This window comes from Streptomyces sp. BYX5S, assembly GCF_054724165.1.
Genome location: NZ_CM138829.1, coordinates 407,097 through 428,296 on the forward strand (window position 1 = coordinate 407,097; position 21,200 = coordinate 428,296).

Here is a 21,200-nt window from a genome sequence, read left to right on the forward strand (position 1 = left end):
CGCAGACTTTGGGGTGCCCTGGGGCTCGGGGCCTGCGTCCGGCGCTGCGTGCGCACGGGCGAGACCAGGGCAAAGTCTACCGGCGCTGCTCCGGCTCCCGTGGGGCCTCTCGACGACGACCCTTCGGCAGCACCCTGAGCGCGTCCCCTATATCGGCGACTTCCAGGACCTTCATACCGGCCGGGACCTTTCCGGGATCGGCCGGTACGAGGGCGTGGGTGAACCCGAGGCGGTGCGCCTCGGCGAGCCGGCGCTGCACGCCGGTGACCCTTCTGACCTCGCCCGCAAGGCCCACTTCTCCGATCGCCACGAGGTTCTTCGGCAGCGGGGTGTCGCTCGCGGCCGAGGCCAGGGCCAGCGCCACCGCCAGGTCGGCGGCCGGCTCGGTCAGCTTCACGCCGCCCACCGTCGCCGAGTAGATGTCCCTCTTGCCCAACGCGCTGATCCGTCCGCGCTGTTCGAGCACGGCCAGCATCATCGACACGCGGGAGGTCTCCAGGCCGGACGTCGTGCGGCGCGGGGAGGGGATCTGCGAGTCCACCGTGAGCGCCTGGACCTCGGCGACCAGGGGCCGACGGCCCTCCAGGGTGACCGTCAGGCAGGTGCCGGGCACCGGCTCGTCGCGCCGGGTCAGGAACAGGCCGCTGGGGTCGGCCAGGCCCGTGATGCCCTCGTCGTGCAGCTCGAAGCAGCCGACCTCGTCCGTCGTCCCGTAACGGTTCTTGACGCCGCGTACGAGCCGCAGGCGCGCGTGCCGGTCGCCCTCAAAGTTCAGGACGACGTCGACCAGGTGCTCCAGGAGGCGCGGGCCCGCGATGGCGCCCTCCTTGGTGACGTGGCCGACCAGGAGCGTGGACATGCCGCGCTCCTTGGAGGCGCGGATGAGCGCCCCGGCCACCTCGCGGACCTGGGCCATGCCGCCGGGTGCGCCCTCGATCTCCCCGGACGCGACGGTCTGTACGGAGTCCAGGATGAGCAGCGACGGCTTCACCGCGTCCAGGTGGCCGAGGACGGAGCCCAGGTCGGTCTCGGCCGCCAGGTACAGGTGGTCGTCGATCGCGTGGATCCGGTCGGCCCGCAGGCGGACCTGGGAAGCCGACTCCTCGCCCGTCACGTAGAGGGTCTTGTGCTCCTCGCTCGCCGACTTGGCCGCCACGTCGAGCAGGAGCGTGGACTTGCCGACACCGGGCTCGCCCGCGAGCAGCACCACCGCGCCGGGCACCAGGCCGCCGCCGAGGACCCGGTCGAGCTCGGGCACCCCGGTCGTACGGGCCGTCGCCTGCTTGCCGTCGACCTGGCCGATGGGCACCGCCGACGTCGTGACGCGGCCCGGCGCGGTGGTGCGCACGGCGGGCGCGCCGTACTCGTCGATCGTCCCCCACGCCTGGCACTCGGGGCAGCGGCCCAGCCACTTGGCCGTCTGCCAGCCGCATTCCGTGCAGCGGTAGGACGGACGGTCCTTGGATTTCGTACGGGCAGCCATGGACGAAACCGTAGCGGGCGGGACTGACAACGAGCCGGGCACGCCCGCCGCGGCCGGGTTCTCCGCGGTCGCGTGCGGGCGGCATGTGCCGGTGGCGGTCGCCCCGCGTAGCCGTGCTGGCCACGGAATGAGCGGTTCCTGTCCTCTTTTGAGGGATCGTTTCACCCGTAAGGATTAAATGTGCTCAAGGGGGAGGAAGCCCCCTTCACGCGAAGCCTACGGTCGCACGGTGATGAGCAGCAGGCCGGAAACTCCCACACAGACCACCGGCGCACACCGGGCGCACCGCGCCGGAGCGCGGCGGCCGGGCCCGCGCGCCTCCGCGCCGCAGCGGCCGCCCACCCGCTACGAGCCCTGTCTGGACGGCCTGTTCACCTACTGCCTCTCCGTGCTGTGCGACCACGACGAGGCGACCGCCGCCCTCGGTGACGCCCTCGCGCTGGCCGAGCGGCGCGGCTCGCGCGCGCCGGCCGGTGATTCCCCGGCCGAGCGCAGGGCCTGGCTCTACGCGCTGGCCCGCTGGGCCTGTCTGCGCCGACTGGCCGAAGCCAACCGGCGCAGGCAGGGAGCGCACGCGAGTGGCCAGCGCGCCCCTGAGCCCGAGAAGAACCGCGCCTCCAAGGACGGCCAGGGTGGCGGCCGCGACGGCGGCCACGAAGACGGCCTCCTTCAAGAGGAGCGCAGGCGCCAACTGGCCCAGCTGGCCTGGCCGGAGGCCGCCGGCACCACCCCCGAGCAGCGCGAGGCGCTGGAGCTGGCCGTGCGCCACCAGCTGTCCCCGCGTGAGGTGGCCGCCGTCCTCGGCAGCGACCCCACCGCCACCCGCGAGCTGCTTTCGGCCGCCGCCTGCGAGGTCGAGCGGACCCGCGCCGCCCTCGCCGTCGTCGAGACCGGCAACTGCCCGAGCGTCGCCCGCCTCACCGGGGACAACCAGGTGCTCCTCTCGGCCGCCCTGCGCCGCGAGCTGGTCCGCCACGTCGACGACTGCCCGCGCTGCCGCCGCACCGCCGAGCGCGCCGCGCCCCGCGCCTGGCCCGGCACCACGGTGACGCCCGCCGCGCTGCCCCTCGTGGAGGCGCCCCGGCAGGCCCTGCACGTCGCGATGCACGGCCGCCACCCCGGCGCCCCGCGCTTCGACCGGCGCGGCTACCCGATGGACCCCAAGGACCGCGCCGCGCGCCGCGACCGCATGCGCTCGCGCGCCGTGACGACGACCGTGGTCGCCACCGTGGTCGCCGCCCCCGTGCTCGCCCTGTGGGCCGCCTACCGGGGCGCCCCGCTGACCGGCGAGGCCGCCGACGGCCGCTCCGTGACGGCCAGCGAGGACGGCGCCGCCGAGAACCTCGACGGAGAGCGCACCGGCGGCGCGTACGAGAACGCGGGGAACGCGCGGACGGGCCCCGACCCGAGCTTCACCGCGGGCAGCCGCTCGCCCGACGTCTCGGTGGAGGTCACATCGCCGCCCGGCCACAACCGCGGCCCCGGCCGCCTCACCGTGGAGGCCCAGCCCAGCGGGAACGCGACGCTGATCACGCTGACCGCCTCGGGCAGCGCCGCCGTCGACTGGACGGCCTCCACGGGCGCGTCCTGGCTGTACCTGAGCCGGACGTCGGGAACGCTGCGTCCGGGCGAGTCGTTCACGATCCACGTGTACGTGGATCAGTACCGGGAGCCGCGCGGCCCCTGGACGGCGCACGTGGGGATCGACCCCTCCGGTTCGGTCATCTCCCTGGAGGGCCACGGCGGTTCGGGGTCCGGCAGCGGGGGCAGCTCGCGCCCCTCGCCCTCGCACCCCCACCCGACGCACCCGGGGGAGCCCACACCGTCGCCGACGGACTCCTCGCCCCCGCCGACGGACCCCGGAAGCCCGTCGCCGACCTCGGACCCGAGCGACGGGGGCGGCGGCTCCCAGCCGTCCGACCCGCCGGACCCGACCGACTCGCCCTCGCCGTCCGAGACCGGGGGCTCCGCGACGGGCTCGCCGTCGCAGAACCCCTGAGCCCGGCCCGCGGAGCTTCGGATGTGCGCGTTACGCGGGGTCGGCCGGGTGCGGGGCGATCAGCGGCAGGCCCTTGGGGGCGGCCGCGAGCCGCTCCTCGCACAGCTCGACCAGCTTGTCGTAGCCGGCCTTGCCCATCAGCTCGGTGAGCTCCGGCCCGTAACTGACGTAGACCGGGTCGCCCGCGCCGTGCGCCGAGGTCGCCGACGTGCACCACCAGTGCAGGTCGTGGCCGCCCGGACCCCAGCCGCGCCGGTCGTACTCGCCGATCGAGACCATGAGCACCTTGGTGTCGTCGGGGCGCTCGACCCACTCGTACGTGCGGCGGACCGGGAGCTGCCAGCAGACGTCCGGCTTCGTCTCCAGGGGCTCGCGGCCCTCCTTGAGCGCCAGGATGTGCAGCGAGCAGCCCGCGCCGCCCGCGAAGCCCGGCCGGTTCTGGAAGATGCACGAGCCCTGGTACGGGCGGGTCTGGCGCTCCCCGTCCTCGTCCGTCGACACCCAGCCGGTCTCCGTGCCCACGTCGTGGTGCTGCCAGATGTCCGGCGTGAGGCGTGCCACGTGCTGCGCCACCCGCTTCTCGTCCTCGTCGTCGGAGAAGTGGGCCCCGAGCGTGCAGCAGCCGTCGTCGGCGCGGCCCGCCTGGATGCCCTGGCAGCCGCTGCCGAAGATGCAGGTCCAACGAGAGGTCAGCCATGTCAGATCGCAGCGGAAGACCTGCTCGTCGTCCGCCGGATCCGGGAACTCGACCCACGCGCGCGGGAAGTCGAGCGGCTTCTCGTCCTGCTTACGGAAGGCCTTCCCGGCCTCTTTCTGCTGCTTCAGCTCCTGCTTTGCCGACTTCGTCTTCTTGTCGCTCTTGTCGGCCTTGGCCTTTTTCGTCTTTGGCACCGTTCCAGAGTAAGGGCGTTAACGCCCTCACTCCGACCTTCCCGGACGGGCAAGCCGCGCGGCGCAGTAGCGTTCCCTACATGAGACTCGGTGTCCTCGACGTGGGTTCGAATACGGTCCATCTGCTCGTGGTGGACGCGCACCCGGGCGCCCGCCCGCTGCCCGCGCACTCGCACAAGGCGGAGCTGAAGCTCGCCCAACTCCTCGACGATCATGGGGCGATCGGGCCCGACGGCGTGGAGCAGCTCGTCGCGACCGTCAGAGGAGCCCTGGAGGCGGCCGAGGACAAGGGCGTCGAGGACCTGGTGCCGTTCGCCACCTCCGCGGTGCGCGAGGCCAGCAACGCGGACGACGTCCTCGCGCGCGTGAAGGAGGCCACCGGCGTCGAACTGCGGGTGCTCAGCGGCGAGGAGGAGGCGCGGCTCACGTTCCTCGCGGCCCGCCGCTGGTTCGGCTGGTCCGCGGGGAAGCTGCTGGTGCTCGACATCGGCGGCGGCTCGCTGGAGATCGCGTACGGCCTGGACGAGGACCCGGACGCGGCGGTCTCGCTGCCGCTGGGGGCCGGGCGGTTGACGGCCGGCTGGCTGCCCGGCGACCCGGCGGACGCGGACGACGTGAAGGCCCTGCGCAGGCACGTACGGGCGCAGATCGCGCGCACGGTCGGGGAGTTCAGCCGGTTCGGGGCGCCGGACCACGTCGTGGCGACGTCCAAGACGTTCAAGCAGCTGGCGCGGCTGGCCGGGGCGGCCCGGTCGGCCGAGGGGCTCTACGTGCAACGGGAGTTGAAGCGCAAGTCCCTGGAGGACTGGGTGCCGCAGCTCGCCGCGATGACCGTCGAGGAACGCTCCGAACTACCAGGAGTCTCCGAGGGCCGCGCCGGGCAACTCCTCGCCGGAGCGCTGGTGGCCGAGGGCGCGATGGACCTCTTCGGCGTCGAAACCCTCGAAATCTGCCCCTGGGCCCTCCGCGAGGGCGTCATCCTCCGCCGCCTGGACCACATGCCGTCGACGTGAGCTCGACCACCGTTCAAGCCCCTCCCGCGTTCGAGGAGCGGGGCCGTTCAAGCCCTTCCGGCGCTTGAGGAGCGGCGCCTGGGACGGGGCATTTCAAGCCCCTCCCGCACTTGTGGCGCGTGGGCGTGGTCATTTCGAGCCCCTGCGGCGATTGAGCAGCGGGGTCCGGGGCGGAGCCCCGAGGCGTGGGGACGGCTGGGGCCCGAGGGTCCGGAGGGCGGGAACCCGGGTGGGCGACCCCGCCCGGACGCCAGGGCCGTACCCTGTCCCCGTGGCAGAACCAGTGGTGCGCATCCCGGATGCGAAGGTCGCCCTCTCGACGGCCTCCGTCTACCCGGAGTCGACGGCGACGGCCTTCGAGATCGCCGCGCGCCTGGGCTACGACGGTGTCGAGGTCATGGTCTGGACCGACCCCGTCAGCCAGGACATAGAGGCTTTGCGCCGCCTCTCCGACTACCACCGGATCCCGATCCTCGCCGTCCACGCGCCATGTCTGCTGATCACGCAGCGCGTGTGGTCCACGGACCCGTGGGTCAAGCTCCAGCGCGCCCGCTCGGCCGCCGAGAAGCTGGGCGCGTCGACCGTGGTCGTGCACCCCCCGTTCCGCTGGCAGCGCCAGTACGCCCGGGACTTCGTCCAGGGCGTCTGGCGGATGGCCGACGAAACGGATGTGCGCTTCGCCGTCGAAAACATGTACCCGTGGCGCTACCGGGACCGCGAAATGCTCGCGTACGCCCCCGACTGGGACGTGACGAAGGACGACTACCGGCACTTCACCGTCGACCTGAGCCACACCGCGACGGCCCGCACGGACGCCATGCAGATGATCGACCGCATGGGCGACCGCCTCGGCCACGTCCACCTCGCCGACGGCGGCGGGTCGAACAAGGACGAGCACCTCGTCCCCGGCCGCGGCACCCAGCCCTGCGCTGAGCTCCTGGAGCGCCTCGCCGTGAACGGCTTCGACGGCCACATCGTCATCGAGGTCAATACGCGGCGCGCCATGTCCAGCGCCGAACGTGAGGCCGACCTGGCGGAGGCCCTCGCCTTCGCCCGCCTCCACCTGGCGTCGGCCGCGCGGGTCCCGCGTTCATGACCGCGCAGCCGGTACGCCGCCGGGGCCGGCCCTCCCGCACGGAGAGCGGGGACACCCGCGCCCGCATCCTCGACGTCGCCCGCGAGGAGTTCGCCGAGCACGGCTACGACAAGACCTCCGTGCGCGGCATCGCCAAGGCCGCCGGGGTGGACTCGGCCCTGGTGCACCACTACTTCGGCACCAAGGAACAGGTGTTCGCCGACTCGGTCGAGCGGGCGCTGGCCCCCGCGCTCCAGGCGCCCGCCGCCGTGGAGGACGGGCCGCTGGACGAGGTCGGCGAGCGCATGACCCGGTTCTTCTTCGGCGTCTGGGAGTCCCCCGCGACGCGGGCCCCGCTGCTCGCGATCCTGCGCTCGGCCGTGAACAACGACGTGGCGGCGGGCGTCCTGCGCCGCCTCATCGCCCACCGGATGCTCGCGCGGATCGCCGAGCGGATCGAGCTGCCGGAGGGCGAGGCGGAGCTGCGGGTCACGCTGGCCGCGGCGCAGCTCGTGGGCACGGCGATGCTCCGGTACGTGATGCGGGTGGAGCCGCTGGCCTCGGCGGACGTGGAGCGGATCGTCGCCCGGCTCGCCCCCGTGGTGCAGCAGCACCTGACGGCGCCGTGAGGCCGACGAGCCGTAGCACGTAATGAGACGGCTGTCCCGCCATCCGGACGCCCTGTCCGAGTGTCAGAGCGGCGGCGTAGGCTCGTGAGCCAGTCTTGATACATCCGAAGGAGCGAGCGACGATGCCCGAGCTGAGGTCCCGCACAGTCACCCACGGCCGCAACATGGCGGGCGCCCGCGCCCTTATGCGTGCCTCCGGTGTACCCGGTGCGGACATCGGCCGGAAGCCGATCATCGCCGTCGCCAACTCGTTCACCGAGTTCGTGCCCGGCCACACGCACCTGGCGCCCGTGGGCCGCATCGTCAGCGAGGCGATCACCCAGGCGGGCGGCATCGCCCGTGAGTTCAACTCGATCGCCGTCGACGACGGCATCGCGATGGGCCACGGCGGCATGCTCTACTCGCTGCCGTCCCGCGACCTGATCGCGGACTCCGTCGAGTACATGGTCGAGGCGCACTGCGCGGACGCGCTGATCTGCATCTCGAACTGCGACAAGATCACCCCCGGCATGCTGATGGCGGCACTGCGCCTCAACATCCCGACGGTCTTCGTCTCCGGCGGCCCCATGGAGTCCGGCCGGGCCACCCTCGTCGACGGCACCGTCCGCACGCTCGACCTGGTCGACGCGATGTCGGAGGCCGTGAACGAGAAGGTCTCCGACGAGGACATCCTCCGCATCGAGGAGAACGCCTGCCCGACCTGCGGCTCCTGTTCCGGCATGTTCACCGCCAACTCGATGAACTGCCTGACCGAGGCCATCGGCCTGAGCCTGCCGGGCAACGGCTCGCTGCTCGCCACCCACACCGGCCGCAAGGAGCTCTACGAGCGCGCGGGCGCCACGGTCGTCGAGCTGACCAAGCGCTACTACGGCGAGGACGACGCCTCGGTCCTGCCGCGCAACATCGCCACCCACGCCGCGTTCGAGAACGCGATGGCGCTCGACATCGCCATGGGCGGCTCCACGAACACGATCCTGCACCTGCTGGCCGCCGCCCAGGAGGCCGAGGTCGACTACAACCTCGACCACATCAACGCGGTCTCGCGCCGCGTCCCGTGCCTGGCCAAGGTCGCGCCGAACGTGGCGGGCTCGAAGACGTACTACATGGAGGACGTGCACCGCGCGGGCGGCATCCCGGCGATCCTCGGCGAGCTGTACCGCGGCGGTCTGCTCAACGAGGACGTGCACACGGTCCACAGCCCCTCGATCAAGGAGTGGCTGGACACCTGGGACGTGCGCAGCGGCAGCGCTTCCCCCGAGGCCGAGGACCTCTGGTACGCGGCCCCCGGCTGCGAGCGCTCCGCCACCGCCTTCTCGCAGTCCAAGCGCTGGGAGAGCCTCGACACGGACGCGGCGGGCGGCTGCATCCGCGACGTCGCCCACGCCTACTCGAAGGACGGCGGCCTTGCCGTCCTGAAGGGCAACCTCGCCGAGGACGGCTGCGTCGTGAAGACCGCGGGCGTCGACGAGTCCATCTGGACGTTCGAGGGCCCGGCCGTCGTCTGCGAGTCGCAGGAGGAGGCCGTCGAGAAGATCCTGCTCAAGCAGGTCAAGGAGGGCGACGTCGTCGTCATCCGCTATGAGGGCCCCAAGGGCGGCCCCGGCATGCAGGAGATGCTCTACCCGACCTCGTACCTGAAGGGCCGCGGCCTCGGCAAGGCCTGCGCGCTCGTCACGGACGGCCGCTTCTCCGGCGGTACGTCGGGCCTGTCCATCGGCCACGCCTCGCCCGAGGCCGCCGCCGGCGGCACCATCGCGCTCGTCGAGGACGGCGACCGCGTCCGCATCGACATCCCGAACCGCACCATCGAACTCGTCGTCTCCGACGAGGAGCTGGCGGCCCGCCGCGAGGCCCTGGGCGGCGTCTACGCGCCGAAGGCCCGCGAGCGCAAGGTCTCCACGGCCCTGCGCGTGTACGCCGCGATGGCCACCAGCGCCGACAAGGGCGCGGTCCGCGACGTGTCGAAGCTCGGCTGAGGCCCGCCCCTAAGGATCGTCCGCCGTGGCGGCACCGGAGACGGTGCCGTCCGGCGCGCTCCCGAACACCCGGCGGTCGTGCACCACCGGCGCCGGCAGATCGGCCACCACCCGGTCCGAGCGCTCCGCCGGGTGCGGGCTGCTCTGACCCACCGGGCGGCCCCTCCGCCGGTCCACGGCGAGCAGCCGCCCGTCGGGCGCCGTCACGTACACCCGGTTCGACGAGGGGTCGACGGCGGGCGCCGAGCCCCGGCTCACGGAGGTCTCCGACCGCCACAGCTGCTTGCCGGTCGCCAGGTCCTGCGCCACCAGCGCCCCGCCCGCGGCGAGCAGATACGCCGAGTCACCGTGCAGCGTCGCGGTCGCGGCGGGCAGCGGCAGCGACAGCCGTACGCGGCGCCCCACCGCCCCGTCCGTGAGGCGATGGCCCACGAGGCCGACGGTCTCGTCCGAAGCGTTGCGCTCCGTGCACCACACCACCCCGCCCGACACCCCGAGCGGCGTCGCCGTGCCGGGGGAGGTGCGCTGCCAGCGGACGGCCCCCGTCTCCGGATCAACCGCGCTGACCAGCGTGTTCACCCCGTCGGGCGCCGGTGTCGTCGCGTAGGCGAGGTCCCCGCCGACGTACGACAGGACGGGCTGGCTCGTCGGGGCGCCGGGGAGCCGGTGCCGCCATTCCTGCTTCCCGGTCGCACTGTCGAGCGCGCTCAGCGTTCCGTCCGGCGCGGCGAGGAGCACCCGGCCCGCCGCCTGGCGCACCTGCCCCTGGAACCGCGACACATCCACCGACCAGCGTGTCCTGCCGGTGCCGGGGTCCATGGCGACGAGCCGGGACCCGTCCGGGCCGAGCGCCTGCACCAGCCCGCCCGACACCACCGGCACCGCCCCGCCGACGCCGTCGGCCGCCCCGCCGGAGGCCTTTCGCTGCCACCGCACCGACCCGTCCCGCGGATCCAGCGCCACGGCGAGGACCCCGGGCACGGCACAGTGCAGGCTCCCGGCCCCGTACGAGCAGGCGGGCGCCGGGCCGGACCCGAGCTTGCGCTGCCAGGGGTGGAAGGTGGCGGGGGAGCCGACCGGGGCACTGCGCGTACCGGTCCCGTCGCCACCGCCCAGGCCGTCCCAAACGCCCAGGCCGTCCCAGAGGAACGGGACCGCGAGGGCGCCGGTGAGCGCGAGGGCGAGCGCGCCGGTGAGGGTTCGGGGGCGGAGCCGGGGGCGGGGGCGCTTGCGCGGGGCGGGCGCGGGCACGGGTTCGGACACGGGCTCGACTGCGGGCTCGGACGCCGCGGACGGTCTCGCCGGGACCGCCCGCTCGGCCCTGGAACCGCCGCCCCCGGAGAGGCCACCCGCCTCCCGCCGCCCCTCCCGCTGTGCCGGTATGAACGCCTGGGTGTCGTACCGGGCCGAGATCCGCCGCAGCCGCGCCATCAGCTCGTCGGGCGTGGGCCGGTCCTCCGGCTCCTTCGCCAGACAGTCGAGCACCAGCGGCGCCAGCTCCTCCGGCACACCGGACACGTCCGGCTCGTCGTGCACGACCTGGTACGCCACCAGGTAAGGGCTGTCGGAGTCGAACGGGCCACGGCCCGTCGCCGCGTGCACGAGGAGCGAGCCGAGCGCGAACACGTCGGCGGCGGGGCCGACTTCACGCGGCCGCCGGAACTGCTCGGGCGCCATGAACGGCGGCGTGCCGATCAACTTGCCCGTCTCGGTGCGCAGTTCACTGTCCTTGGGCCGCGAGATGCCGAAGTCGATGACCTTCGGGCTGTCCTCGGCGAGCAGCACGTTGCTGGGCTTCAGATCCCGGTGCACGACCCCGGCGCGGTGGATGTCGCGCAACGCCTCCGCGAGCCCCGCCGTCAGGTGCCGCAGCTGGGCGGGCGCCATCGGCCCGTTCCGCTTCACGTGCTCCGCGAGGGTCGGGCCCGGAATGAACAGCGTGGCCATCCACGGCAGTTCGGCGTCCGGGTCGGCGTCGACGACCGGCGCGGTGAAGGCCCCGCTGACCCGTCGCGCCGCCGCGACCTCCTGCCGGAAGCGTCCCCTGAACTCGGGGTCCGCCGCGAACTCGGCGTGCACCACCTTCACCGCGATCGGCAGTCCCGCGGCCGACCGCGCCAGATGCACGACCCCCATGCCGCCCGAACCCAGGCGCTCCTCCAGCCGGTAGTGCCCGGCGTACTCCGGAAGCTCCGCTTCCGCGCCGGTCCCGATGCTGTTGTGTGACGGCATGTCCACCCCCGTGGATGACGTCGCGATCTTTCGTGCGCGCGCGACGCTCGGAGCCTAGTCGATGGTTCGTACGAGACGAACGAGCCTTGCTAGCCTGCGTGTTCGACAGTTCAGCAGGAACATTTCAACGGGCCCTCAATGAACGCTGAACGAGGCCCGTGCGACGGGGGAGGCACGACATGGCAGTGGACGAACAGGCGGCGGAGCCGGCCGGGTCGGCGCAGACGATGCCGTCCGTGGAGGCGGCGGCCGCCGCCATGTACTACTCGGTGGCACCGGGCTACAACGTGAACGTGCGCAGCGGCCCCGGCACCCAGTACCGCGTGGTGCGGGTGCTCCCGCTGGGCGCCAGGGTCCCGATCTTCTGCCAGAAGCCGGGCCAGACGGTCGCGGGCCCGTACGGCACTTCCCGCATCTGGGACAACATCGGCGTCGGCGAGTACATCTCCGACACGTACGTGCAGACCGGCAGCGACGGGTACGTGGCACCGCGCTGCGGGTGAGTGCCGCTGGGGCCGGGCTGCGGGGTCCGGGGCCCGGTCCGGTGATAATCGGGGGCGTGAGCGACGAAACCGGCACCCCCAGCACCTCCCCGGCTCCGGCCCCCGGGCCCCGGCCCGAGGAGATCCGTTTCTTCGGTACGACCTGGGTCGACCACAGCGGCCACTACGGCCTGCGCCGGGCCGCGGTCGGCGTGGGCGCGCTCGTCCTGGCGGCGGCGGGCTGCTTCGTGCTCCGTTTCGCCTACGAGGGGCTGGCGATCGCCGACGTCGGCTCCCTCGTGAACCTGCTGCTCGTGGTCATGTTCGCGGTCTGCAGCGCGCTGGCCTTCGCGCGCACCCGTACGGGGTTCACGGAACGCCCCGACCCCGAGAAGCAGGCGTCCCTGCGGGGCTTCATGGCGATCGGTTTCGTCGGCGTCCTGCTCGCGTACGCGCTGCGCTGCCTCGTGGAGGCGCCCGGGGAGAAGCTCCGCAGGCAGGAGTACGAGGCCGCGCGCGAACAGTACGAGCGCCGTGCGGCGCGCCGCACCCGCAACCCGTCCAAGAAGAAGCGCAAGCCCTGACACCCCGGGGGCCTGAACACGCCCCCGCCCGGTTGCGCCCCCCCCACCACCCAGGCCACGGGGCTCCGCCCCGGCCCCCGCTCCTCAATCGCCGGAGGGGCTCCATCACCCGGCCCTCACCACCTTGCGGCCGACGCACCCCCGCCTGTGGTGATCAGCCGCCACGCCGACGCCTACACCGGCCCCGCCTCGTGCGACCAGCCGCCACCCCGGCCGTGAAGGCCTGGCTACGCCAGCCCCGCCTCGGTTAATCAGCCGCCACCCCGTCTCCCGCCCTCACAGGGCTACCGCACCCGCCCGCCACCCCGTCTCCCGCCCCCGCAGGGCAGCCGCACCCGCCTTGGGCAATCTGCCGCCTGGGGCGGCAGGGTGGGCAAGGCGGCCCCCGGTGCGGCGCAACGGGGAGACGGGCCCCGGCCACGGGTGGGTCGGCGGCCCCCGGTGCGGCGCAATGGGGAGACGGGGCCCGGCCACGGGTAGGTCGGCGGCCCCCGGTGCCGCGCACCAGGAAGACGGGCCCCGGCCACGGGTGGGCCGACGGCCCCCGGCGCCGCGCAACCGAGACCACGGCCCCCACCACGACACACCCCACCCCGACCGCGGCACCCTCACACCTTGACGCCACCCCCACCCCGGCCCACTATTCATCACATGATGAATAAACCGCGGACACCCGCCGTCTCCGCCACCACCCTCACCGTCACCCGCGGCCCCCGCCCCGTCCTGCGGGACCTCGACTTCACCGTCCCCCGCGGCCAGATCACCGGCCTCCTCGGCCCCTCCGGCTGCGGCAAGTCGACCCTCATGCGCGCGGTCGTCGGCACACAGGCCAAGGTCACCGGCACCCTCACCGTCCTCGACCACCCCGCGGGCCACCCCGCACTCCGCTCCCGCGCCGGCTACGTGACCCAGGCCCCCTCCGTCTACCTCGACCTCACCATCCGCCAGAACCTCGACTACTTCGCCTCCGTCCTGCTCCCCGGCAGGTCCGCCGCCGCCCACCGCCGTGCCGAAGTCGACCGCGTCCTCACCGACGTAGACCTCGCCACCCACGCCGACGCCCTCGCCGGCAACCTCTCCGGCGGCCAGCTCAGCCGCGTCTCCCTGGCCGTCGCCCTCCTCGGCACCCCGGAACTCCTCGTCCTCGACGAACCGACCGTCGGCCTCGACCCGGTCCTCCGCCGCGACCTGTGGAACCTCTTCCACGACCTCGCCGCCCGAGGCACCACGATCCTCGTCTCCTCGCACGTCATGGACGAGGCCGAACGCTGCCACCGCCTCCTCCTCATGCGCGAGGGCGAACTCCTCGCCGACGACACCCCCGACGCCCTGCGCACCCGCACCGCCGCCCCCACCGTCGAAGAGGCCTTCCTCCACCTCGTCGACGAGGCGAACGCAGCGGCAACCCCCACCCACCCCACATCCCACTGACCCGCCCCCGCCCACACACCCCAGGAGCCCCGCCATGAACGCCATGAACGTCACGAACGTCATGAACCCGTACCGCACCACCGCCACCGCGCTCCGCGTCCTGCGCCAGCTCCTCCACGACCCGCGCTCGATCGCCCTGATGCTGCTCGTCCCGTGCGTGATGCTCTTCCTGCTCCGCTACGTCTTCGACGGCAGCCAGGCCACCTTCAACTCCATCGGCGCCTCGCTCCTCGGCATCTTCCCGCTGATCACGATGTTCCTGGTGACCTCGATCGCCACCCTCCGCGAACGCACCAGCGGCACCCTCGAACGTCTCCTGTCCATGCCCCTCGCCAAGGCGGACCTGATCGGCGGCTACGCGCTCGCCTTCGGCACCGTGGCCGTCGTCCAGTCGGTCCTCGCCACGGGCCTCGCCCTCTGGGTCCTCGACCTCGACGTCACGGGTTCGGCCTGGCTCCTGCTCCTGGTCGCGCTCCTCGACGCCCTGCTCGGCACGGCCCTCGGCCTCTTCGTCTCGGCGTTCGCCGCATCGGAGTTCCAGGCGGTCCAGTTCATGCCGGCCGTGATCTTCCCGCAGCTCCTCCTCTGCGGCCTGTTCACCGCCCGCGCCACCATGCATCCGGTCCTCGAAGCGATCTCCAACGTGCTCCCCATGTCGTACGCAGTCGACGGCATGAACGAGGTCCTCAAGCACACCGACCTCACCGCCACCTACCTCCGCGACGTCGCGATCGTCGCCGGCTGCGCCGTCCTCGTCCTCGCCCTCGGCGCCGCGACCCTGCGCCGCCGTACGGCGTGACCCCGGGGCCTTCGCCCCGTTCCGCCCACCGGACACCACGCGAACCCCGGGCCCGCCCGATGCGAGGATGCCCCGGTCGGACGACGCACACGGAAGGCACCGCTCATGAGCCAGCAATCCCGCCACAAGGTCGCCGTACTCGGCACGGGCAAGATCGGCGAAGCCCTGCTCAGCGGAATGATCCGCGGCGGCTGGGCACCGGGCGACCTCATGGTCACGGCCCGCCGCTCCGAGCGCGCCGAGGAACTCCGCACCCGTTACGGCGTCACTCCCGTCACCAACCAGGAAGCCGCCAAGCAGGCCGACACCCTGATCCTCACGGTCAAGCCGCAGGACATGGGCACGCTGCTCACCGAGCTGGCCCCGCACGTCCCCGCCGACCGCCTGATCATCAGCGGCGCCGCGGGCATCCCCACCACCTTCTTCGAGGAACGCCTCCCCGAGGGCACCCCGGTGGTCCGCGTCATGACGAACACCCCGGCCCTCGTCGACGAGGCGATGTCCGTCATCTCCGCCGGCACCCACGCGACGAGCGCCCACCTCGCCCACGCCGAGGAACTCTTCGGCTCGGTCGGCAAGACCCTTCGCGTCCCCGAGTCCCAGCAGGACGCCTGCACCGCCCTCTCCGGCTCGGGCCCCGCCTACTTCTTCTACCTGGTGGAAGCCATGACCGACGCGGGCATCCTCCTCGGTCTCCCGCGCGACAAGGCCCACGACCTCATCGTCCAGTCCGCCATCGGCGCGGCCACGATGCTGCGCGACAGCGGCGAGCACCCGGTCCGGCTCCGCGAGAACGTCACGTCCCCCGCCGGCACCACGATCAACGCGATCCGCGAGCTCGAGAACCACGGCGTACGCGCCGCCCTCATCGCCGCCCTCGAAGCCGCCCGCGACCGCAGCCGCGAACTGGCCTCCGGCAACAACAGCTGACCGCCCGACGGCCCGGGGCGCGAAGTTGACACGCCCCGGGCCCATCCGTAGTGTTCTCCGAGTTGTCCGCTGTGAGCGCCGACCCCGGTCGGTCCCCGGACAGCCATTCCGCAAGACCTCCAAAACGTTCGACGGCTGGCTTCTGCACGCTCGCCGTATGCGTTTCTGTGCGCTTTTGCGAAATGAGGAATCCACGTTCGAAAGAACGGGACCCCGATTAGCGTCAGGGGCCGGGAATCCGCTAATGTCTCACTCGTCGGAACGGCCCAACAGCCGCGAGGACAAACCCAACTGACTGGGAATCAGGCCCGAAAGGATCTGATAGAGTCGGACTCGCCGGAAAGCCGAAAGGCCGGAAAGCGAAGCGGGACCGAGGAAAACGGATCGGAAAACGATCTGATAGAGTCGGAAACGCACAACAGCAAGACCGAAGGGAAGCGCCCGGAGGAAAGCCCGAGAGGGTGAGTACAAAGGAAGCGTCCGTTCCTTGAGAACTCAACAGCGTGCCAAAAATCAACGCCAGATATGTTGATACCCCGTCTCCAGCATCCGCTGGGACGAGGTTCCTTTGAAAAGTCCTTCTTCGGAAGGCACACAGCGAGGACGCTGTGAACGGTCGGATTATTCCTCCGACTGTTCCGCTCTCGTGGTGTCACCCCGATTACGGGGAAACATTCACGGAGAGTTTGATCCTGGCTCAGGACGAACGCTGGCGGCGTGCTTAACACATGCAAGTCGAACGATGAAGCCCTTCGGGGTGGATTAGTGGCGAACGGGTGAGTAACACGTGGGCAATCTGCCCTTCACTCTGGGACAAGCCTTGGAAACGAGGTCTAATACCGGATAACACTCTCCTCCTCCTGGGGGTGGGTTAAAAGCTCCGGCGGTGAAGGATGAGCCCGCGGCCTATCAGCTTGTTGGTGAGGTAATGGCTCACCAAGGCGACGACGGGTAGCCGGCCTGAGAGGGCGACCGGCCACACTGGGACTGAGACACGGCCCAGACTCCTACGGGAGGCAGCAGTGGGGAATATTGCACAATGGGCGAAAGCCTGATGCAGCGACGCCGCGTGAGGGATGACGGCCTTCGGGTTGTAAACCTCTTTCAGCAGGGAAGAAGCGAAAGTGACGGTACCTGCAGAAGAAGCGCCGGCTAACTACGTGCCAGCAGCCGCGGTAATACGTAGGGCGCAAGCGTTGTCCGGAATTATTGGGCGTAAAGAGCTCGTAGGCGGCTTGTCACGTCGATTGTGAAAGCTCGGGGCTTAACCCCGAGTCTGCAGTCGATACGGGCTAGCTAGAGTGTGGTAGGGGAGATCGGAATTCCTGGTGTAGCGGTGAAATGCGCAGATATCAGGAGGAACACCGGTGGCGAAGGCGGATCTCTGGGCCATTACTGACGCTGAGGAGCGAAAGCGTGGGGAGCGAACAGGATTAGATACCCTGGTAGTCCACGCCGTAAACGGTGGGCACTAGGTGTGGGCAACATTCCACGTTGTCCGCGCCGCAGCTAACGCATTAAGTGCCCCGCCTGGGGAGTACGGCCGCAAGGCTAAAACTCAAAGGAATTGACGGGGGCCCGCACAAGCAGCGGAGCATGTGGCTTAATTCGACGCAACGCGAAGAACCTTACCAAGGCTTGACATACACCGGAAACGTCCAGAGATGGGCGCCCCCTTGTGGTCGGTGTACAGGTGGTGCATGGCTGTCGTCAGCTCGTGTCGTGAGATGTTGGGTTAAGTCCCGCAACGAGCGCAACCCTTGTTCTGTGTTGCCAGCATGCCCTTCGGGGTGATGGGGACTCACAGGAGACCGCCGGGGTCAACTCGGAGGAAGGTGGGGACGACGTCAAGTCATCATGCCCCTTATGTCTTGGGCTGCACACGTGCTACAATGGCCGATACAATGAGCTGCGATACCGCAAGGTGGAGCGAATCTCAAAAAGTCGGTCTCAGTTCGGATTGGGGTCTGCAACTCGACCCCATGAAGTTGGAGTTGCTAGTAATCGCAGATCAGCATTGCTGCGGTGAATACGTTCCCGGGCCTTGTACACACCGCCCGTCACGTCACGAAAGTCGGTAACACCCGAAGCCGGTGGCCCAACCCCTTGTGGGAGGGAGCTGTCGAAGGTGGGACCGGCGATTGGGACGAAGTCGTAACAAGGTAGCCGTACCGGAAGGTGCGGCTGGATCACCTCCTTTCTAAGGAGCACTTCTTACCGAGTCCTTCGGGACGAGGTCAGAGGCCACTACGTCGGCAAACGTTCGACGGTGGTTGCTCATGGGTGGAACGTTGATTATTCGGCACGATCAGGATGAGGACTGTCAGTACTGCTTCGGCGTGGAACACAGAGCTTCAACTGGACGTGTCGGGCACGCTGTTGGGTGTCTGAAGGTACGGCCGCAAGGTCGCCTTCAGTGCCGGCCCCAGTGCACTCGAACCGGATGGTTTGGGGTGATGGGTGGTTGGTCGTTGTTTGAGAACTGCACAGTGGACGCGAGCATCTGTGGCCAAGTTTTTAAGGGCGCACGGTGGATGCCTTGGCACCAGGAACCGATGAAGGACGTGGGAGGCCACGATAGTCCCCGGGGAGTCGTCAACCAGGCTTTGATCCGGGGGTTTCCGAATGGGGAAACCCGGCAGTCGTCATGGGCTGTCACCCGCTGCTGAATATATAGGCAGTGTGGAGGGAACGCGGGGAAGTGAAACATCTCAGTACCCGCAGGAAGAGAAAACAACCGTGATTCCGGGAGTAGTGGCGAGCGAAACTGGATGAGGCCAAACCGTATACGTGTGAGACCCGGCAGGGGTTGCGTGTGCGGGGTTGTGGGATCTCTCTTCCATCGTCTGCCGGCGATGGGACGAGTAAGAAACCGTTGATGTAGGCGAAGGACATGCGAAAGGTCCGGCGTAGAGGGTAAGACCCCCGTAGCTGAAACGTCAGCGGCTCGTTTGAGAGACACCCAAGTAGCACGGGGCCCGAGAAATCCTGTGTGAATCTGGCGGGACCACCCGTTAAGCCTAAATATTCCCTGGTGACCGATAGCGGATAGTACCGTGAGGGAATGGTGAAAAGTACCGCGGGAGCGGAGTGAAATAGTACCTGAAACCGTGTGCCTACAAGCCGTGGGAGCGTCGCGCAAGGAACTTGTTCCTTGCGTCGTGACTGCGTGCCTTTTGAAGAATGAGCCTGCGAGTTTGCGGTGTGTTGCGAGGTTAACCCGTGTGGGGAAGCCGTAGCGAAAGCGAGTCCGAATAGGGCGGTATAGTAGCGCGCTCAAGACCCGAAGCGGAGTGATCTAGCCATGGGCAGGTTGAAGCGGAGGTAAGACTTCGTGGAGGACCGAACCCACCAGGGTTGAAAACCTGGGGGATGACCTGTGGTTAGGGGTGAAAGGCCAATCAAACTCCGTGATAGCTGGTTCTCCCCGAAATGCATTTAGGTGCAGCGTCGTGTGTTTCTTGCCGGAGGTAGAGCACTGGATAGGCGATGGGCCCTACCGGGTTACTGACCTTAGCCAAACTCCGAATGCCGGTAAGTGAGAGCGCGGCAGTGAGACTGTGGGGGATAAGCTCCATGGTCGAGAGGGAAACAGCCCAGAGCATCGACTAAGGCCCCTAAGCGTACGCTAAGTGGGAAAGGATGTGGAGTCGCAGAGACAACCAGGAGGTTGGCTTAGAAGCAGCCACCCTTGAAAGAGTGCGTAATAGCTCACTGGTCAAGTGATTCCGCGCCGACAATGTAGCGGGGCTCAAGCGTACCGCCGAAGTCGTGTCATTGCAGCAATACTCCCAACGGAGGCTGTGATGGGTAGGGGAGCGTCGTGTGCCGGGTGAAGCAGCACCGGAAGGTAGTTGTGGACGGTTCACGAGTGAGAATGCAGGCATGAGTAGCGATTCACACGTGAGAAACGTGTGCGCCGATTGACTAAGGGTTCCTGGGTCAAGCTGATCTGCCCAGGGTAAGTCGGGACCTAAGGCGAGGCCGACAGGCGTAGTCGATGGATAACCGGTTGATATTCCGGTACCCGCTGTGACGCGAAAGACATCGAATCCAGTGATGCTAAGGCCGTGAAACCGCCGTCCTCGTCTTTGACGTGGTTCGGAGTGGTGGAGCCGCCGGCCCAAGCTGGTAGTAGGTGAGCGATGGGGTGACGCAGGAAGGTAGTCCAGCCCGGGCGGTGGTTGTCCCGGGGTAAGGGTGTAGGGCGCTGTCTAGGTAAATCCGGACAGCTTGTGCCTGAGACCTGATGCCGAGCCGATTGTGGTGAAGTGGATGATCCTATGCTGTCGAGAAAAGCCTCTAGCGAGTTTCATGGCGGCCCGTACCCTAAACCGACTCAGGTGGTCAGGTAGAGAATACCGAGGCGTTCGGGTGAACTATGGTTAAGGAACTCGGCAAAATGCCCCCGTAACTTCGGGAGAAGGGGGGCCACGTCTGGTGATGAGTCTTGCACTCTGAGCTGGGGGTGGCCGCAGAGACCAGCGAGAAGCGACTGTTTACTAAAAACACAGGTCCGTGCGAAGCCGTAAGGCGATGTATACGGACTGACGCCTGCCCGGTGCTGGAACGTTAAGGGGACCGGTTAGTCACATTTCGGTGTGGCGAAGCTGAGAACTTAAGCGCCAGTAAACGGCGGTGGTAACTATAACCATCCTAAGGTAGCGAAATTCCTTGTCGGGTAAGTTCCGACCTGCACGAATGGCGTAACGACTTCTCGACTGTCTCAACCATAGGCCCGGTGAAATTGCACTACGAGTAAAGATGCTCGTTTCGCGCAGAAGGACGGAAAGACCCCGGGACCTTTACTACAGTTTGATATTGGTGTTCGGTTCGGCTTGTGTAGGATAGGTGGGAGACTGTGAAGCGGCCACGCCAGTGGTTGTGGAGTCGTCGTTGAAATACCACTCTGGTCGTGCTGGATGTCTAACCTGGGTCCGTGATCCGGATCAGGGACAGTGTCTGATGGGTAGTTTAACTGGGGCGGTTGCCTCCCAAAGGGTAACGGAGGCGCCCAAAGGTTCCCTCAGCCTGGTTGGTAATCAGGTGTTGAGTGTAAGTGCACAAGGGAGCTTGACTGTGAGACCGACGGGTCGAGCAGGGACGAAAGTCGGGACTAGTGATCCGGCGGTGGCTTGTGGAAGCGCCGTCGCTCAACGGATAAAAGGTACCCCGGGGATAACAGGCTGATCTTCCCCAAGAGTCCATATCGACGGGATGGTTTGGCACCTCGATGTCGGCTCGTCGCATCCTGGGGCTGGAGTCGGTCCCAAGGGTTGGGCTGTTCGCCCATTAAAGCGGTACGCGAGCTGGGTTTAGAACGTCGTGAGACAGTTCGGTCCCTATCCTCTGTGCGCGCAGGAATATTGAGAAGGGCTGTCCCTAGTACGAGAGGACCGGGACGGACGAACCTCTGGTGTGCCAGTTGTTCTGCCAAGGGCATGGCTGGTTGGCTACGTTCGGGAGGGATAACCGCTGAAAGCATCTAAGCGGGAAGCCTGCTTCGAGATGAGTATTCCCACCCACTTGATGGGGTAAGGCTCCCAGTAGACGACTGGGTTGATAGGCCAGATCTGGAAGCCCGGTAACGGGTGGAGGTGACTGGTACTAATAGGCCGAGGGCTTGTCCTCAGTTGCTCGCGTCCACTGTGTTGGTTCTGAAACCACGAACAACCG

General features: G+C 68.9%; 13 protein-coding genes and 2 rRNA genes. 12 read left to right on the plus strand and 3 right to left on the minus strand.

Annotation, left to right across the window (positions count from 1 at the left end):
• Nucleotides 1–76 precede the first annotated feature (76 nt).
• A complete protein-coding gene (radA, locus tag ACYBSK_RS01885) occupies nucleotides 77–1,483 on the minus strand; it encodes a DNA repair protein RadA (protein ID WP_457475061.1) in 1,407 nt (468 codons plus the stop codon).
• Between the two features lie 232 nt (nucleotides 1,484–1,715).
• Between radA and ACYBSK_RS01890 the strand changes: the two genes are divergently transcribed.
• Nucleotides 1,716–3,482, plus strand: coding sequence for a BACON domain-containing protein (locus ACYBSK_RS01890; protein ID WP_460244951.1), 1,767 nt, complete (start codon nucleotides 1,716–1,718; stop codon nucleotides 3,480–3,482).
• 30 nt (nucleotides 3,483–3,512) lie between these two features.
• Here ACYBSK_RS01890 and ACYBSK_RS01895 read toward each other — a convergent pair whose 3' ends face one another.
• Complete coding sequence (locus tag ACYBSK_RS01895) at nucleotides 3,513–4,373, minus strand: hypothetical protein (RefSeq protein ID WP_460244952.1); 861 nt, start codon at nucleotides 4,371–4,373, stop codon at nucleotides 3,513–3,515.
• 80 nt (nucleotides 4,374–4,453) lie between these two features.
• Between ACYBSK_RS01895 and ACYBSK_RS01900 the strand changes: the two genes are divergently transcribed.
• The 4 genes from ACYBSK_RS01900 (at nucleotide 4,454) to ilvD (ending at nucleotide 9,066) form a co-directional block, all read left to right on the plus strand.
• Nucleotides 4,454–5,386, plus strand: coding sequence for a Ppx/GppA family phosphatase (locus tag ACYBSK_RS01900; RefSeq protein WP_457475064.1), 933 nt, complete (start codon nucleotides 4,454–4,456; stop codon nucleotides 5,384–5,386).
• 271 nt (nucleotides 5,387–5,657) lie between these two features.
• Nucleotides 5,658–6,482, plus strand: coding sequence for a sugar phosphate isomerase/epimerase family protein (locus tag ACYBSK_RS01905; RefSeq protein WP_457475065.1), 825 nt, complete (start codon nucleotides 5,658–5,660; stop codon nucleotides 6,480–6,482).
• Entirely contained in the window at nucleotides 6,479–7,090 is a 612-nt protein-coding gene (locus tag ACYBSK_RS01910) for a TetR/AcrR family transcriptional regulator (RefSeq protein WP_457475066.1), read from the plus strand. The genes ACYBSK_RS01905 and ACYBSK_RS01910 overlap by 4 nt, the downstream gene beginning before the upstream one ends.
• 122 nt (nucleotides 7,091–7,212) lie before the next feature.
• Entirely contained in the window at nucleotides 7,213–9,066 is a 1,854-nt protein-coding gene (gene ilvD / locus ACYBSK_RS01915) for a dihydroxy-acid dehydratase (RefSeq protein ID WP_457475067.1), read from the plus strand.
• 9 nt (nucleotides 9,067–9,075) lie between these two features.
• Here the strand turns inward: ilvD and ACYBSK_RS01920 are convergent, their stop codons facing one another.
• On the minus strand, nucleotides 9,076–11,298 hold the full coding sequence (locus tag ACYBSK_RS01920; protein WP_460244953.1) for a protein kinase domain-containing protein: 2,223 nt from the start codon (nucleotides 11,296–11,298) through the stop codon (nucleotides 9,076–9,078).
• Between the two features lie 179 nt (nucleotides 11,299–11,477).
• On the opposite strand from ACYBSK_RS01920, the gene ACYBSK_RS01925 reads away from it, so the two are divergent.
• The 7 genes from ACYBSK_RS01925 to ACYBSK_RS01955 all read left to right on the plus strand — a co-directional run bounded on the left by ACYBSK_RS01925 (nucleotide 11,478) and on the right by ACYBSK_RS01955 (nucleotide 21,155).
• Complete coding sequence (locus ACYBSK_RS01925) at nucleotides 11,478–11,801, plus strand: SH3 domain-containing protein (protein WP_457475069.1); 324 nt, start codon at nucleotides 11,478–11,480, stop codon at nucleotides 11,799–11,801.
• A 56-nt stretch (nucleotides 11,802–11,857) separates the two neighbouring features.
• On the plus strand, nucleotides 11,858–12,364 hold the full coding sequence (locus ACYBSK_RS01930) for an EamA/RhaT family transporter (protein WP_457475070.1): 507 nt from the start codon (nucleotides 11,858–11,860) through the stop codon (nucleotides 12,362–12,364).
• Nucleotides 12,365–13,015: 651 nt separating this feature from the next.
• The gene (locus ACYBSK_RS01935; protein ID WP_460244954.1) at nucleotides 13,016–13,795 is read left to right on the plus strand and encodes an ABC transporter ATP-binding protein; all 780 of its coding nucleotides are present in this window, start codon (nucleotides 13,016–13,018) and stop codon (nucleotides 13,793–13,795) included.
• Between the two features lie 34 nt (nucleotides 13,796–13,829).
• Complete coding sequence (locus ACYBSK_RS01940) at nucleotides 13,830–14,594, plus strand: ABC transporter permease (protein WP_460244955.1); 765 nt, start codon at nucleotides 13,830–13,832, stop codon at nucleotides 14,592–14,594.
• Between the two features lie 105 nt (nucleotides 14,595–14,699).
• Nucleotides 14,700–15,524 carry a pyrroline-5-carboxylate reductase gene (gene proC / locus ACYBSK_RS01945; protein WP_460244956.1) on the plus strand — a complete coding sequence of 275 codons (825 nt, stop codon included), beginning with the start codon at nucleotides 14,700–14,702 and terminating at the stop codon, nucleotides 15,522–15,524.
• 674 nt (nucleotides 15,525–16,198) lie between these two features.
• Nucleotides 16,199–17,724, plus strand: a 16S ribosomal RNA gene (locus ACYBSK_RS01950).
• 307 nt (nucleotides 17,725–18,031) lie between these two features.
• Nucleotides 18,032–21,155 (plus strand): 23S ribosomal RNA (locus ACYBSK_RS01955).
• Together the 16S and 23S rRNA genes form the textbook arrangement of a ribosomal RNA operon.
• Nucleotides 21,156–21,200 lie beyond the last annotated feature (45 nt).